Below are 14,060 nucleotides of genomic sequence, written 5' to 3'. Positions count from 1 at the left end.
CTCCCTTTCTGTTTCTAACAATATTATATTTCGTATAATATTAAATGTCAATATAATATTATGTGAACAAAAAAAGAAGCTCCGGAAATCCGGAACTTCTTTTTGCGTCAGCTGTTTTGTCCCTTTTTGAAGATGATGAGCTTGGAGAAAATGTAGTTGAACAGGATGACCAGCACCTGGTCCACCAGCTTCACCGCCAGGAACCACGCGCCCTGCCAGCCTTCCGGCACCAGGGCCGCGCCGATCAGGTCCACGCCGATCCACATGATGGCCACGTCCATCACCAGGGTGCCCAGACGGCAGCCGATGAAGGAGGCGAACTCCCGCAGGGCATCCATTCCCTTGCTGTGGCTGCGGAACACCCAGATGCGGTTGGTGCAGTAGGCGAACAGGATGCAGATCACGTTGTCCAGCAGGGTGTTCCAGGTGGTGGGCATGCCCATCCAGCGGAACACCAGCGCCAGCACAATGTTCAGCAGCGTGGCCAGACCGCCGAAGAACAGGTAGGCCAGCTGCTCGTAATATTTCTCGATCAGCCCTTTCAGCTTTTCGATCATCCCTCAATGACCTCCACGGTCTTCATCACAACGGGGGTCACGGGGCGGTCCTGGAAGCCGGTGGGAGTGTTGGCGATCTCGTCCACCACGTCCATGCCGTTGACCACGCGGCCGAAGGCAGCGTAGCCGCCGTCCAGATGGGGAGCGTCCTCATGCATGATGAAGAACTGGCTGCCGGCGGAGTTGGGGTCCATGGCGCGGGCCATGCTGATCACGCCGCGCTCGTGCTTGATGGGGTTCTTCCAGCCGTTGCGGGCGAACTCACCCTTGATGTGCCAGCCGGGACCGCCCATGCCGGTGCCCTCGGGGCAGCCGCCCTGGATCATGAAGCCGGGGATGATGCGGTGGAAGGTCAGGCCGTTGTAGAAGCCCTCGTTCACCAGCTTGAGGAAGTTCTCCACGGTGATGGGTGCGGCCTGAGCGTCCAGCTCCAGGTCGATGGTCTTGCCGTTTTCCATGGTGATGCGTACCATATCAGAATCTCTCCATTCCTTATTTTTACAGAAAAGCGGCCCGGCGCACAGCCGCACGCCGGGCCGCCCTTTTCGGTTATTATACCATACCACAAGGCGTTGTGGTATGATTCGCCATTTTTTCCGGCTGCCTCGTCGGGGAAAAATCAGCCCTCCAGCTGGGCGGCCTGCTCGATGAGCTTTGCGCAGGCGTCGATGCCCAGGGCCGCGTTCAGGCACATATCGTAATACTGGGCCTCGCCCCAGCGGTTCTGGGTGTAGTAATTGTAGTAGGAGGCGCGGCGCTTGTCCTCCTTCTGAATGCTCAGCTCCATGACCCGGTCCTCGGTGCCGGGGGCAAAATCCCCCGCCGCCAGGGCGAACTTTTTGCGGAAGTCCATGGTGGCATGCAGGAACACCTTCAGCACGTCCGGCCGGTCCCGCAGCACGTAGTCGGCGCAGCGGCCCACAATCACGCAGGGGCCCTTTTCCGCCAGCTGGGAAACGATGTGGGACTGGATGATGTAGACCTGATCGTTCAGCGGCAGATCGCCGCCCATGGTGTACAGGCTGTACAGCAGGCTGGCGGAGTGGCGCTTTTCCACCGCCGCGATGGACTCCTCGGAAAGGCCGCTCTCCTTGGCGGCCATGGTGATGAGCTCCTTGTCGTAGAACGGGATGTTCAGATCCTGTGCCACCTTGCGGGCGATGTCCAGACCGCCGGTGCAGTGCTCACGGCTGATGGTGATGATGTTGCGCTTCATACAATTGACCCCCTTTATGGCGGCGCTGCCGCCTTGTGGTTTTTATCGCGCACGGCGCACGGAAAATGCGCCGGTGCCTTTGAAAACAGGACCGGTCAGTTGCCGGTGTGTACCTCGCCCACCAGGCCGCCGCCGCTGAAATCGATGGCGTACACGGTCAGGCGGCCCGCCTGGCTGAGCAGCTCGGGCGGCAGGCGCACCGCGCCCTCCTCGCTGCGGCTCAGGTAATGGAAGGCCTTGTGGGCGGTGGTGGCGTGCGCCACGCCGTCCGGCACGGTGCAGGCCAGCGTGCCCTCAAAATCCTCCGGCAGGGGCAGATCCTCCCCCTCGGCGCTCTGGAACAGGTAGCAGCCCAGCTGCTCCAGCGCCCGCAGCCCGGCCCGGCGGCGGATGGGATGGCCCTCGTCCTCGCCGGGATGCTTGCCGGTGATGATCACCGCTTCGCCGCTGTAGGCCGCCCAGAACTCCTTGGCCGGGTAGCGGGCCTCGGCCTGGCGGTCGGTGGGAGCCAGGCTGTCGTTCACCAGCACATACACCTGGCCGTTTTCCAGCTCGAAGCCCCGCAGGGCCATGCACTGGTCCGCCCCGGTGGCAAAGGCCCCCGGCAGCACCGGCAGGCCCAGGCGGGCGGCGTCCTCCTGATTGGCCGCGTAGTGCATACGCAGCCCGATGGAGTGCCCTGCCTTCACCTGCTGCCACACCGACGCCGGGTCCAGATAGGCCCGGTAGGCCTGGTAGCCGTAGCCGCCGGCCAGAGCGGTCATGAAAGCATAGTTGAAGCAGTCGCCCAGCGCATAGTCCCGCATGCCCCAGGCCAGCTCCTCGGGCAGGGCGTCCTGCCCCCAGCGGTTGATCATGGAGGCCAGGGTCACCGCGGCGCTCATGCTCTTGGCGAACACCGGGTCCCGCAGTTGCTGGCTGTAGGCCGGCAGGCGCAGCAGGCGGCCGTAGGGCTCCGCCTCCTCCCAATGCCAGTCCACCGGCCGCACGCTGGCGGCCAGCAGCCGTACCAGGGGGGTGAGCTGCTCATCGTTGGTATAAAGGTAGATCCGCAGCTGGGCAAGGCTGGCCCGCCCCGCCGGGACATGGATGGTATCGCCATTCACATAGGCGGGCTTGGCCGCCTCCTGATGCAGGCTTTCACGCCGGATGTAGGGGCTCCATTTGCCCAGGGTGAACCAGCCGGTCCACTCGCCGTCCACCAGCACCCGTGCCTGGGCCTCCACCACCGTTCCCTCGGGCGTCTCGGCATTCCAGCTCACGGTCAGCTGACGGAAGGCCGGGAAGCGGATCTCCGGCGAGGTGAAGCAGCCGTACAGCACATAGCGCCCGCCGGTCTGCTCCAGGCAGACGGCGTTCTCGGTCAGTGCCACATTGTCCAGCCCGCCCTTGGTGAAGGCGTCGGTGCCGCTCATCAGATACAGGTTTTTCAGCATAGAGCCAATCCTTTCCGGTCATGGGGACGCCGGTTTTTTCGCGTATCCCCGCGTTCTACCTTTATCCTATCCTTTCGGGGGCGTTCTGTCAAGCAAAACGCCGGTTTCCCCGCCGTTCTTTGTATAACTTGCACGATATTTTGCCCCCTCCGCCCACAAAAATGCCCGGCCACCGGAAAGGCGGCCGGGCAGCGGCATCCGCTCAGCGCTCTTCCTGCTGCCAGCCGTCTCCGGCCCGCCGGAAAGCGGCGGGCGCGGGGGTGTTCAGCAGCTCCAGAATGGAGGCGTCGTAGTTGCAGATGGTGTTCAGGTGATAAAACTCAAAGTGGGCGGCGTCCGCCATGTAATCGGGGCTCTCGTCCCCCGCGAAGATGCGCCAGCCGCTGTCCGGCGCATTGGGGTCCAGAGGTGCTTCCCGGTAGAGGTAGCCCACCGGCATCCCGTCCACGGTGATCCGGTCGCTGGCGATGCAGGCCACCCTGTCGCCGCCCTCGTAGCCGGTGAGCAACTGCCGCATCTGGCCGGGGGCCAGCTTATACTGCTTGGGCGGGCGCTTGTACCAGGCGAAGGCGCGCCAGGGTCCGGTGAGCAGCTGTTCCAGCACCCGGCAGTTCAGCTCCACGTACCGGCGCATCTCGTCCTTGTCCACCTTGCTCTCCTCGGCCATCTGACCCCGGAACATGTCGTAGCAGGCGCCGCACAGGTAGCCAGCCGCGTATTCCAAAAAGCTGTCGTACCGGTCGGAGGCCGCAGAGGCCAGGGGCCGGGCCTTCGCCCAGAACTCCTCCTCGGTAATGATGCCCGCAGCCGCCGCAGCCCGCCACATTCCCAGCCGCTCGGCGCAGTCGAAGGCCAGAAAGCCCTTGCGTCCGGCAATGGGAGCCAGCAGCTCGGCAAAATCCTTGCAGGCGTTGAAGAGGAATTTTCCCCGCTCGTCCAGCCCGCTCATGTCAAAGCAGGGGCGGCCCTTCCAGAAACTGCGGAACTGGGCGTAGTCGTTCTGGGTGTTGTATTCCTTCTCCGCGAAGGCCGCAAGGCCCGCCGCATCGTCTGCGCCGTAAAGCTTGCGGCAATGCTCCCGCACTGCGGCAGCGTCGCCGCCGTCCCGCTCGCAGAGGAACAGGGTGTCCGCGCCCATGGCCCCGGGGATGCCCGGCACCTTGCGCAGGGCCGCCGGTCCGGTGAGCAGCAGCGCGAACCGGTCCGGCTCACAGGGGGCAGCTTCGCCCTGGCCCTGGGCCTTCATCCGGTCCAGAAATTCCAGCAGCGCCCCGGCCAGGTCGTAATTGTCCCGGCGCAGGGGCCGTTTGTGGTTGAATACATTCATTGATATGCTCCTTTTTCTTTCTTCCTCAGGCTTTGTATTTGGTCTTCCATTTGCCGCTGACAAACCGCCCTACAAAGAAGGCGCTGCGGCAGACCCAGTCCACGATCATGGCGATCCACACACCCACGGCGCCCATGCCGAAGCCGATGCCCAGCACGTAGCTGAAGCCCAGCCGCCAGATCATCATGCTGGCCACGCTCACCACCATGGTAAAGCGCACGTCGTTGGCGGCGCGCAGGGCGTTGGGCAGCACGAAGGCCACCGGCCACAGCACGATGCCGCAGGCGCAGTGGATGAACACCAGCAGCCAGGCCAACTCATGCGTCTCGGCCGAGATGTTGTAAAGCCCCAGCAGCAGCGGCATGCCCAGGATCACCGCCAGGTTGAGCGAGCCGTCCACCAGATAGGTCAGGCCCACCAGCTTTTTGGCGTAGCTGATGGCGGCCTTCTGGTCCTGTGCGCCAATACACTGGCCCACCACCGTGATCAGACCCAGGCCGATGGCCTGGCCCGGGATGCAGCCGATGCTGTCCAGATTGTTGGCCACCGCGTTGGCGGAAATCTGCACCGTGCCGAACACCGAGATGATGCCCACCACCAGCACCCGGCCCAGCTGGAACAGGCTGTTCTCGAAGGCGTAAGGGATGCCGATGTTCAGAATCCGCAGCGCCAGCCCCTTTTTCAGCCGCAGGCACTGGGAAGCCTGCACATGCACCAGATTGGCCGGGTTGGAGGCCCGCCACAGAATCAGCCCGGCAGCCATGGCGCGGCCCACCAGCGAGGGCAGGGCCACACCGGCCACACCCAGCCCCAGGCCGAACACGCAGATGGCGTTGCCCGCCACATTCACCGCGTTCATCAGGATGCTCACCTGCATGCTGATCTTGCTGTTGCCCATGCTGCGGAACAGCGCCGCGCCCGCATTGTACAGAGCAATGAAGGGGTAGGACGCCGCCGAGATGCGCAGATACAGCAGCGCCGCGTCCATCACCTCCGGCTCGATCTGGCCGAACAAAAGGCGCAGCAGCGGCCGGGCAAAGGCCAGGGCCAGCACCATGATGCCCACGCCCGCCAGCGCCGCAAAGATGTTGATGATGAGCACATTCAGCATATCCACCAGCGACACACCCGAGATGGCCGCCTCGCCCGCGTAGGATACCATCATCGTATCCGCCATGCCTACCGTTACCGCCAGAAACTGCTCCACCACCAGCGGGGCCAGCAGCCGGGCCAGATCCCGCCGGGTAAACCGCACGCGCGTTTTACGCGCCGTTTCTTCCAAACAAAACACTCCCTCACATCCGGTCTTTCACCGTATTCTTTGTGGTTCCATTCAATTTTAGGCCCGGCGGCGGGCAAATGCAAGGGCACCCGGCAGGCAGCGGGAGCCATGCGGGTAAAACTTTCTTTTTTATTTTACACAAAACCTATTGTTTTTTGCCCTTTGTTTGGTATACTGATAATATATCCTAAATACAATCCCACAACGGTGCGCGGCAGCAGCCGCGCGGCAAAGGAGAGCATAAAAATGGACGTTCGTTTCTTTTTCAGCATGTCTTACGGCGTGTACATCGTGACCAGCATGAACGGCGAGACCCCCGTGGGCTGCACCGCCAACAGCGCCATGCAGATCACCGCTGAGCCCGCCACCATCGCGGTGAGCATCAACCACTCCAATCTGACCCACAAGGCCATTTCCGAGAGCGGCATGTTCGCGCTGAACGTGCTCAGCGAGGCCAGCGACCCGGGCCTGATCGGCGGCTTCGGCTTCCGTTCCAGCCGCGACGTGGACAAGTTCGCCGGTGTGGCCTGGCACTATGAGCAGGGCCTGCCCGTTCTGGAGGACACCATGGGCTGGGGCCTGTGCAAAGTGATCGACAAGATGGAAACCGAGACCCACACCGTATTCCTGGGCAAGGTGATCGACACCGGCGTGTTCGCCCAGACCGCGCCCGCCATGACCTACGAATACTACCATAAGGTAATCAAGGGCTCCAGCCCCAAGACCGCTCCCACCTATGTGGCTCCCGAAGCGGTGGCCGAGCTGCCGGTCACCAAGACCCAGTGGGTCTGCACCGTCTGCGGCTACATCTACGAGGGCGACCAGCTGCCCGCCGGCTTCACCTGCCCGCTGTGCGGCGTAGGTCCCGAGTTCTTCGAGAAGAAGAGCGTGGAGGTTCCCGCCGATGAGGCAAAGCCCGTTTCCGCCTCCGGCACCAAGTGGGTGTGCACCGTTTGCGGCTACGTCTACGAGGGCGACGAGCTGCCTGAGGGCTACACCTGCCCCCTGTGCGGCGTGGGCGCCGAGTTCTTTGAGAAGCAGGCCGCTCCCGCTGCCGCCACCGACGAGAACACCGAGTGGGTGTGCACCGTCTGCGGCTACGTCTACGAGGGTGCCGAGCTGCCCGAGGGCTACACCTGCCCCCTGTGCGGCGTGGGCGCCGACCAGTTCGAAAAGCGCAGCAAGTAATTCCGATTTTTTCAAAAGGCGGCCCGGTTTTAGCCGGTGTGGCATAAGAAAACAACGGTTCTGCCATAGGATTTTGGCGCACAAAATATTCAAAGGGGCGGGCAAGCCACCAAGGCTTGCTCCGCCCCTTTTTGTACTTTCTGCATCCAAAATCCTGGGGCAGAACTGCGAAGCACCAGAAAAGGTCCGATTTTGATGGGAGTGCAAGGAAAAGACCCGCAGGCACCCTTGGTGGTTGTCAAGGGGCTTTGACGCTGCAATCCCGCAAAAGCGGCCCTTTTCCGGCGCTGTTTTCTTATGTCACCCCGGCTTTATGGACCTCCTTTTTTGCGTTCAAACCAACAGGAAAAGCCCCGGCGAAACCCGCCGGGGCTTTTCCCTTTGCTGTGTGTATATGCAAAGAAAACGAAAAGGTTTAGTTGTTGACCAGCTGGCCGCTCACGATGTAGACCACCCACTCCGCCAGGTTGGTGGAATGGTCGCTCATGCGCTCCAGATACTTGGCGATCATCAGCTGATCCACCCGCTGGCGCACCTCTTCCGGGTGCTGCTGCATCCGGGTGCACAGCTCCTCACACACCTGCAGGAAGTAGTCGTCCTGCAGATCGTCCTGGCCGATCACGACGCGGGCCTTCTCCTCATTCAGCTCCACGAAGGCGTCCACGGTCTCCTTGACCATGGTCTTCATCAGGCAGAACATCTTCTCCATGGGCGCGGGCAGCTCCACGGCGGGCTTGGCCGCCAGCTGCACGATGTACTCGGAGATGTCGCTGCAATGGTCAGCGATGCGCTCCAGATCCGAGATCATACGCATGATGGAGGCAATGCGCCGCCAGTCACCGGCCACCGGGGTCTGGGTGAGCACCAGCTCCAGGCAGGCCTTTTCAATGTTGCGTTCCATCTGGTCGATGGCCTCGTCGCCGTCGATGATGGCCTGGGCGGTCTTCACGTCCAGCTTCTGCAGGGCCTTCCAGGTCTGGTCGATGGAAGTCTCGATGGTCAGGCCCATCTGCTTCACTGCGTCGTACAGCGCCTGCAGGTCGTTGTTGTAATTGATGCGTGTCATCATACTATCAGTTCCTTCCTTAGCCGAAGCGTCCGGTGATGTATTCTTCCGTCTTGGGGTTCTTGGGATTGGCGAACAGCTCCTTGGTGGGGCCGTACTCGATCAGAGAGCCCAGCAGGAAGAAGGCGGTCTGGTCGGAAATACGGGCGGCCTGCTGCATGTTATGGGTAACAATGACCACCGTGTAGTCCTTCTTCAGCTCGTCCATCAGGTCCTCGATGCGCAGGGTGCTGCCCGGGTCCAGAGCACTGGTGGGCTCATCCATCAGCAGCACGTCCGGCTGCACCGCCAGCGCGCGGGCGATGCACAGGCGCTGCTGCTGGCCGCCGGAAAGGCCCAGCGCACTCTTCTTCAGCCGGTCTTTCACCTCGTCCCAGATGGCGGCGCCGCGCAGGCTCTTCTCCACCAGCTCGTCCAGCTCCTTCTTGCTGTGGTTGCCGTGCAGACGGGGGCCGTAGGCCACGTTGTCGTAGATGCTCATGGGGAACGGATTGGGCTTCTGGAACACCATGCCGATGCGGCGGCGCAGATCGGTCACGTCCACATCCTTGTCCAGGATGTTCTTGCCGTGGAACAGAGCCTCGCCGGTGATGCGCACATTGGGCACCAGATCGTTCATCCGGTTCAGGGTCTTCAGGAAGGTGGACTTGCCGCAGCCGGAGGGACCGATCAGGGCGGTGATCTTCTTTTCGGGGATGGCGATGTCGATGCCCTTCAGCGCCTCGGTCTCGCCGTAATACAGATGCAGGTCTTTTGCCTGCAGGATTGCATTTTCGCTCATGTTGGCTGCTCCTTTACTGCTTCTGCTTCATTTTTCTCTGTACCAGACGGGTGGCCATGTTGATCAGGAATACCAGGATCAGCAGGATGGCCGCAATGGCGAAGGCCACCTCAAACTCGCCGCGCTCGGCGGCGTACATGTACAGCGCAACGGACAACGTGCCGCCGCCCCGGGTGTAGGCTTCAAAGATATTGGAGGCGATGATGGTGGCGCTGCCTGCGGTGAACAGCAGGGCGGCGCTTTCGCCCACGATACGGCCCACCGCCAGGATGCAGCCGGTGATGATGCCGCTGATGGAGGAGGGCAGCACGATGGTGCGGATCATGTACCACCGGGTGGCCCCCAGGCCCAGCGCGCCCTCCCGGTAACCGGCGGGCACGGTCTTCAGGCTCTCCTGGGTGGTGCGGATGATGGTGGGCAGGATCATGATCACCAGGGTCAGACTGCCGGACAAAAGGCTCGAGCCGAAGCCCAGCATCTGCACGAAGACCAGCATGCCCACCAGGCCGTAGATGATACTGGGGATACCGGCCAGGGTCTCGGTGGTGAACTCCACCACCTTGATGAAGGTCTTGCTGGTGGCGTACTCGGTCAGGTAGACCGCCGCGCCCACGCCCAGAGGCAGGGCGATGATCAGGGTCAGCACAATGATGTAAAGGGTGTTGAGCAGGTTCGGCAGGATGCCGATGGTGTCCTTAATGACACTGGGTTTGGTGGAGAGCAGCTGCCAGGTGATGTTGGGGATGCCCCGCACAAAGATGTAGCCCAGCAGAGCCACCAGAACGGCCACGGTCAGGAAGGCGCTGCCGTAAACCAGTACCTTCAGCACGTTCGCCTTTGCTTTACGCTTTGCAGAATGGCTCACTGTTTCTCCCCCCGTTTCAAAAAGGTATTGAGCAGCCAGTTGATCAGCATGATGAACACGAACAGAACCAGGCCGATGCTGAACAGGGCCTGCTTCTGCAGGCTGCCGTCCGCGGCGTAGCTCATCTCGCTGGCCACGGCGGTGGTCAGAAAACGCACGCTCTTGAACAGGCCGGGCATGTTGGCCACGTTACCGGCCACCATCATCACGGCCATGGCCTCGCCCACGGCGCGGCCCGCGCCCAGCACGATGCCGGCCACAATGCCGCTGCGGGCGGCGGGAACGCTCACCTTGAACACGGTCTCGATCCAGGTGGCGCCCAGGCCCAGGCTGGCCTCCTCATATTCCGGCGGAACGGCCCGCAGGGCGGTCTCGCTCACCGAGATGATGTTGGGCAGAACCATGATGGCCAGCACCAGAATGGCGCTGAGCAGGCAGCTGCCGCTCTTCAGGTCAAAGGCCTTCATCACAGCAGGCACCAGCACGATCATACCGATCAGGCCGTAGACCACGCTGGGGATACCGGCCAGCAGCTCCACCGCGGGCCGCACCAGGGCGGCCAGCTTTGGGGGTGCCAGCTTTGCCAGGAACACGGCGGTGAGCACGCCCACCGGCACGCCGATGATCAGCGCGCCCACCATGCCCCACACACTGGTCAGGATGAAGGGCAGGATGCCGAAGCTGGGCTCGGACGCGGTGGATTTCCATTCGGTGCCCAGCAGAAAGTCCACCGGGCCGATCTTGATGATGGCGGGCAGGCCGGCCCACACCATGTAGATGGTGATGAGCGCCACCGCCGCGATGGAGACCATGCCGCAGATGAAGAACACTGCGTTCATGATCCGCTCGATGCTCTGTTTCAGTTTCATAGCGCTTTTCCTCTTCGTTACTCGCTTTACACACACTGCGGTCTTTTCCGCAAAAAAGCCGCCGGAATCTGCGTGGATACGTATTTTCCGGCGGCGGGTTGCCTAACATGCTTACTTCATTTCGCCGGCATGCCGGCCTTTGAGGGTGTCAGGCGAAGGCATATAGCCTTCTTGTTAAACCATGGGTACCGCGCCGGCGGCAGCGATCAGCTCAGCGGCTTCCTCGCTCAGAGCGAAGTCGTAGAAGGCCTGGGCCTGAGCGCTCAGCTCCTCGCCCTCCTTGGTGGCGAACACGAAGGGGCGCTGAATCTTGTAGCTGCCGTCCTTGACGGTCTCCTCGCTGGCGGCAACGCCGTCCACGGTGACCATCTTCACGGTGTCGTCAACGCTGGCCAGAGAAACGTAGCCGAAGGCGTTGGGGTTAGCGGCAACACCGGCCAGAACGGCGCCGGTGCTGGTGAGCTCCTGCTCGTAAGCGCACTTGTCTTCCACGCCAACGATGCTCTCGAAGCCGTCGCGGGTACCGGAACCAGCCTCACGGCCGATCAGAACAACGGGGGCATCGGGGCCGCCCACTTCGCTCCAGTTAGTGATCTCGCCGGTAGCCAGCTTTGCGATCTGCTCCAGGCTCAGGTCCGTGGCGGTGTTCTCGGTGTTCACCACGATGGCGATGCCGTCCAGGGCGAAGGTGGTCTCCTTCAGGCCCTTGGAGATCTCCTCTTCCTTCAGAGCGCGGCTGGACAGGCCGATGTCCAGGGTGCCGTCGGCAGCGCCGGTCACGCCTGCGCTGCTGCCGGTGGGATCATAAGTAACGTCCACGCCGGGGTTGGCTTCCATGAAAGCCTCGCTCAGAGCGCCGATCACCTTCTCCACGCTGGTGGAGCCGCCGGTGGCTACCGCGCCGCTCAGGTCAGCGGTGGTCTCTTCGGCAGTGCTGGCGGTGGTGGAACCGGCGGTGGAACCAGCGGTGCTGGTGGTAGCGGTGCTCTCAGAGCCGCCGCAGGCTACCAGACCGGCAGCCATAACACATGCAATAGCCATTGCCATAAAACGCTTCATTTTCATCTTGTCTTACTCCCTCTTCTTCTCAATTCATTCCAATGAATTTCTTCCGCTCTCCCCGCTCCTGTGTTTTGTGGGGGCGGAGTTTCGGTCTCGCTTGTGCTTCGCTTTCCCGCGAAACTGGTATCATTATACCGCCCGGTTTGCAAAATCCGCCCGCATGGTTCCGTTAGGCTTTTGTTAAACTGCCCAATTTTATGTAAAGAAATTTTACAAAACCACGAATCCGCGCCCTTTCTGCCCGGGGCAATGTTAAGTTTATGTTTGTGAGGGATTTCACCACCTGCCAGCCTCTTCTTTTCCCAAAAGCGGGGGCTTTCCTTATATATAAAGGGCATGTGCGGCGTCAATTCGCTATTTCGCGCTACCAGGCCACCCTTTTAAAGCAAAAAAGTCTTGACGGAAGCACCAAACAGGTTCTATAATGGTCACATTATAAAAGCCAATCACAGGCGGCGGCGCATATCCACCGGCCGCAAGAGGGAGGACCTGTTTCATGTTGGAGATCAAAGTAACCAAAACCACCACACCCAAGGCAAAGCCCGATGAGAACAATCTGGGCTTCGGCACCCATTACACCGACCATATGTTCCGCATGGACTACACCGAGGGCCAGGGCTGGCATTCGCCCCGCATCGAGCCCTACCAGCCCATCTCGCTGGACCCTGCCGCCATGGTCTTCCACTATGCCCAGGAGAGCTTTGAGGGCATGAAGGCCTACCGCACCGCCGAGGGCCAGGTGCAGCTGTTCCGCCCGGAAAAGAACGCCGAGCGCCTGCAGAGCACCCACGAGCGTCTGTGCATCCCCACCATCCCGGTGGAGGACTTCGTGCAGGCGGTGAAGGCTCTGGTGGATGTGGACCGTGACTGGGTGCCCAGCGCTCCCGGCACCAGCCTGTACCTGCGCCCCTTCACCATCGCCACCGAGCCGCACCTGGGTGTAAAGCCCAGCGCCACCTATGAGTTCATCGTCATCGCCTCCCCCTCCGGCGCCTACTACGCCGAGGGCCTGGACCCGGTGAAGATCTACGTGGAGGACGAGTATGTGCGCGCCACTCCCGGCGGCACCGGCTTCATCAAGTGCGGCGGCAACTACGCAGCCAGCCTGGCGGGCCAGATGAAGGCCCACGACCTGGGCTACAGCCAGGTGCTCTGGCTGGACGGCGTGGAGCGCAAGTACGTGGAGGAAGTGGGCAGCATGAACTGCTTCTTCAAGATCGACGGCGTCATCCGCACCGCTCCCACCGTTGGCACCGTGCTGCCCGGCATCACCCGCATGAGCTGCATCGAGCTGCTGCGTGACTGGGGCTACACCGTGGACTGCGACACCCGCCTGTCCATTCAGGAGGTCATGGACGCCGCCCACGCCGGCAAGCTGGAAGAGGTGTTCGGCACCGGCACCGCCGCGGTGGTCAGCCCGGTGGGCAAGCTGTACTACGAGGGCGACGAGGTGACCGTGAACGACGGCAACATCGGCGAAGTGACCCAGCGCCTGTACGACACCCTCACCGGTATCCAGTGGGGCGTTCTGCCCGACGAAAAGGGCTGGATCGTGAAGGTCTGATTGCTTCTTTTTCAACACAAAGCAAAAAGGCATCGGGAATTTTCCCGATGCCTTTTTTGCTTGTTTTGTTTTCTGTTTGAGGCTCAGCCCTGCCGGAAGCGGGCCAGGAACTCGGCGGTGCGCTCGCTTTTCGGCTGCTCGAACAGCTGGTGCGGTTCGCCCTCCTCACAGATCACGCCGTCGGCCATGAACACCACATGGTTGCTCACGTCCCGGGCGAAGGCCATCTCGTGGGTGACCACGATCATGGTCATGCCCTCGGCGGCCAGCTTCTGCATTACGTTCAGCACCTCGCCCACCATCTCCGGGTCCAGGGCACTGGTGGGCTCGTCGAAGAGCAGCAGCTCCGGCTCCATGGCAAGAGCCCGGGCGATGGCCACCCGCTGCTGCTGGCCGCCGGAAAGCTGGCTGGGCTTGGCGTTCACATATTCGGCCATGCCCACCTTTTCCAGATAGAACAGAGCCTTCTGCTCCGCCTCGGCCTTGCTGCGCTTCAATGCCTTGCGCTGGCCCAGCATGCAGTTCTCCAGCACGGTCAGGTTGGAGAACAGGTTGAAGGACTGGAACACCATGCCCACCTTGGTGCGGTAGGCGGGGATGTTGGCGCTCTCGCCGATGTTCTGCCCGTGGAACAGAATCTCGCCGCCGGAGGGCGTCTCCAGCAGGTTCAAACAGCGCAGCAGCGTGGACTTGCCGCTGCCGGAGGGGCCGATGATGGTGGTCACGTCGCCCTTGCAGACGGTGAAGTTGATGTCCCGCAGAATCTCCCGCGGGCCGAAGGATTTATTCAGGTGGCGCACCTCTACAATGGCGCCGGTTTCGGTAGTATTCATCTTGCTCTTCCCCC

14 protein-coding genes are annotated in these 14,060 nt (G+C 61.9%); 2 read left to right on the top strand and 12 right to left on the bottom strand.

Translation table 11 applies throughout. The features are described from left to right. Positions 1–107 precede the first annotated feature (107 nt). The 6 genes from PH256_RS05630 to PH256_RS05605 all read right to left on the bottom strand — a co-directional run bounded on the left by PH256_RS05630 (position 108) and on the right by PH256_RS05605 (position 5,791). The gene (locus PH256_RS05630; protein WP_087182944.1) at positions 108–557 is read right to left on the bottom strand and encodes a GtrA family protein; all 450 of its coding nucleotides are present in this window, start codon (positions 555–557) and stop codon (positions 108–110) included. Then, positions 554–1,030 (bottom strand): peptidylprolyl isomerase, encoded by a 477-nt coding sequence (locus tag PH256_RS05625; protein WP_087182943.1) that lies wholly within the window; start codon positions 1,028–1,030, stop codon positions 554–556. The genes PH256_RS05630 and PH256_RS05625 overlap by 4 nt, the downstream gene beginning before the upstream one ends. Before the next feature lie 146 nt (positions 1,031–1,176). Continuing rightward, positions 1,177–1,773, bottom strand: a complete 597-nt coding sequence (locus tag PH256_RS05620) for a cytidylate kinase-like family protein (RefSeq protein ID WP_087182942.1) — start codon at positions 1,771–1,773, stop codon at positions 1,177–1,179. A gap of 95 nt (positions 1,774–1,868) precedes the next feature. Further along, entirely contained in the window at positions 1,869–3,209 is a 1,341-nt protein-coding gene (locus PH256_RS05615) for a hypothetical protein (RefSeq protein ID WP_270913331.1), read from the bottom strand. A gap of 202 nt (positions 3,210–3,411) precedes the next feature. After that, a complete protein-coding gene (locus PH256_RS05610) occupies positions 3,412–4,536 on the bottom strand; it encodes an immunity protein Imm33 domain-containing protein (RefSeq protein WP_270913330.1) in 1,125 nt (374 codons plus the stop codon). 25 nt (positions 4,537–4,561) lie between these two features. Beyond that, a complete protein-coding gene (locus tag PH256_RS05605; protein WP_270913329.1) occupies positions 4,562–5,791 on the bottom strand; it encodes an MATE family efflux transporter in 1,230 nt (409 codons plus the stop codon). Positions 5,792–6,064: 273 nt separating this feature from the next. Between PH256_RS05605 and PH256_RS05600 the strand changes: the two genes are divergently transcribed. Continuing rightward, positions 6,065–7,006 carry a rubredoxin-like domain-containing protein gene (locus tag PH256_RS05600; protein WP_242956076.1) on the top strand — a complete coding sequence of 314 codons (942 nt, stop codon included), beginning with the start codon at positions 6,065–6,067 and terminating at the stop codon, positions 7,004–7,006. 415 nt (positions 7,007–7,421) lie between these two features. Here PH256_RS05600 and phoU read toward each other — a convergent pair whose 3' ends face one another. The 5 genes from phoU to PH256_RS05575 form a co-directional block, all read right to left on the bottom strand. Beyond that, positions 7,422–8,075 (bottom strand): phosphate signaling complex protein PhoU, encoded by a 654-nt coding sequence (phoU, locus tag PH256_RS05595; RefSeq protein ID WP_087182939.1) that lies wholly within the window; start codon positions 8,073–8,075, stop codon positions 7,422–7,424. 16 nt (positions 8,076–8,091) lie between these two features. Next, positions 8,092–8,853: a phosphate ABC transporter ATP-binding protein PstB gene (gene pstB / locus PH256_RS05590; RefSeq protein WP_058964008.1), complete on the bottom strand. Its 762-nt coding sequence runs from the start codon at positions 8,851–8,853 to the stop codon at positions 8,092–8,094. 13 nt (positions 8,854–8,866) lie between these two features. After that, complete coding sequence (gene pstA / locus PH256_RS05585; protein ID WP_242956075.1) at positions 8,867–9,718, bottom strand: phosphate ABC transporter permease PstA; 852 nt, start codon at positions 9,716–9,718, stop codon at positions 8,867–8,869. Next, positions 9,715–10,587: a phosphate ABC transporter permease subunit PstC gene (gene pstC, locus PH256_RS05580; protein WP_087182938.1), complete on the bottom strand. Its 873-nt coding sequence runs from the start codon at positions 10,585–10,587 to the stop codon at positions 9,715–9,717. Before pstC ends, pstA begins: the two co-directional genes overlap by 4 nt. Positions 10,588–10,761: 174 nt before the next feature. Further along, positions 10,762–11,652 (bottom strand): phosphate ABC transporter substrate-binding protein, encoded by an 891-nt coding sequence (locus tag PH256_RS05575; protein ID WP_442866651.1) that lies wholly within the window; start codon positions 11,650–11,652, stop codon positions 10,762–10,764. 493 nt (positions 11,653–12,145) lie between these two features. On the opposite strand from PH256_RS05575, the gene PH256_RS05570 reads away from it, so the two are divergent. Further along, on the top strand, positions 12,146–13,213 hold the full coding sequence (locus tag PH256_RS05570; protein ID WP_087182937.1) for a branched-chain amino acid aminotransferase: 1,068 nt from the start codon (positions 12,146–12,148) through the stop codon (positions 13,211–13,213). A gap of 83 nt (positions 13,214–13,296) precedes the next feature. Here PH256_RS05570 and PH256_RS05565 read toward each other — a convergent pair whose 3' ends face one another. Then, positions 13,297–14,046, bottom strand: coding sequence for an amino acid ABC transporter ATP-binding protein (locus PH256_RS05565; RefSeq protein WP_270913328.1), 750 nt, complete (start codon positions 14,044–14,046; stop codon positions 13,297–13,299). Positions 14,047–14,060 lie beyond the last annotated feature (14 nt).

Origin of the sequence: Allofournierella sp. CML151, assembly GCF_027853465.1 — a bacterium.
GTDB lineage: Bacteria > Bacillota > Clostridia > Oscillospirales > Ruminococcaceae > Allofournierella.
Note: the sequence above shows the minus strand (reverse complement) of the source record. Positions and strands in the feature narration are given on the sequence as shown.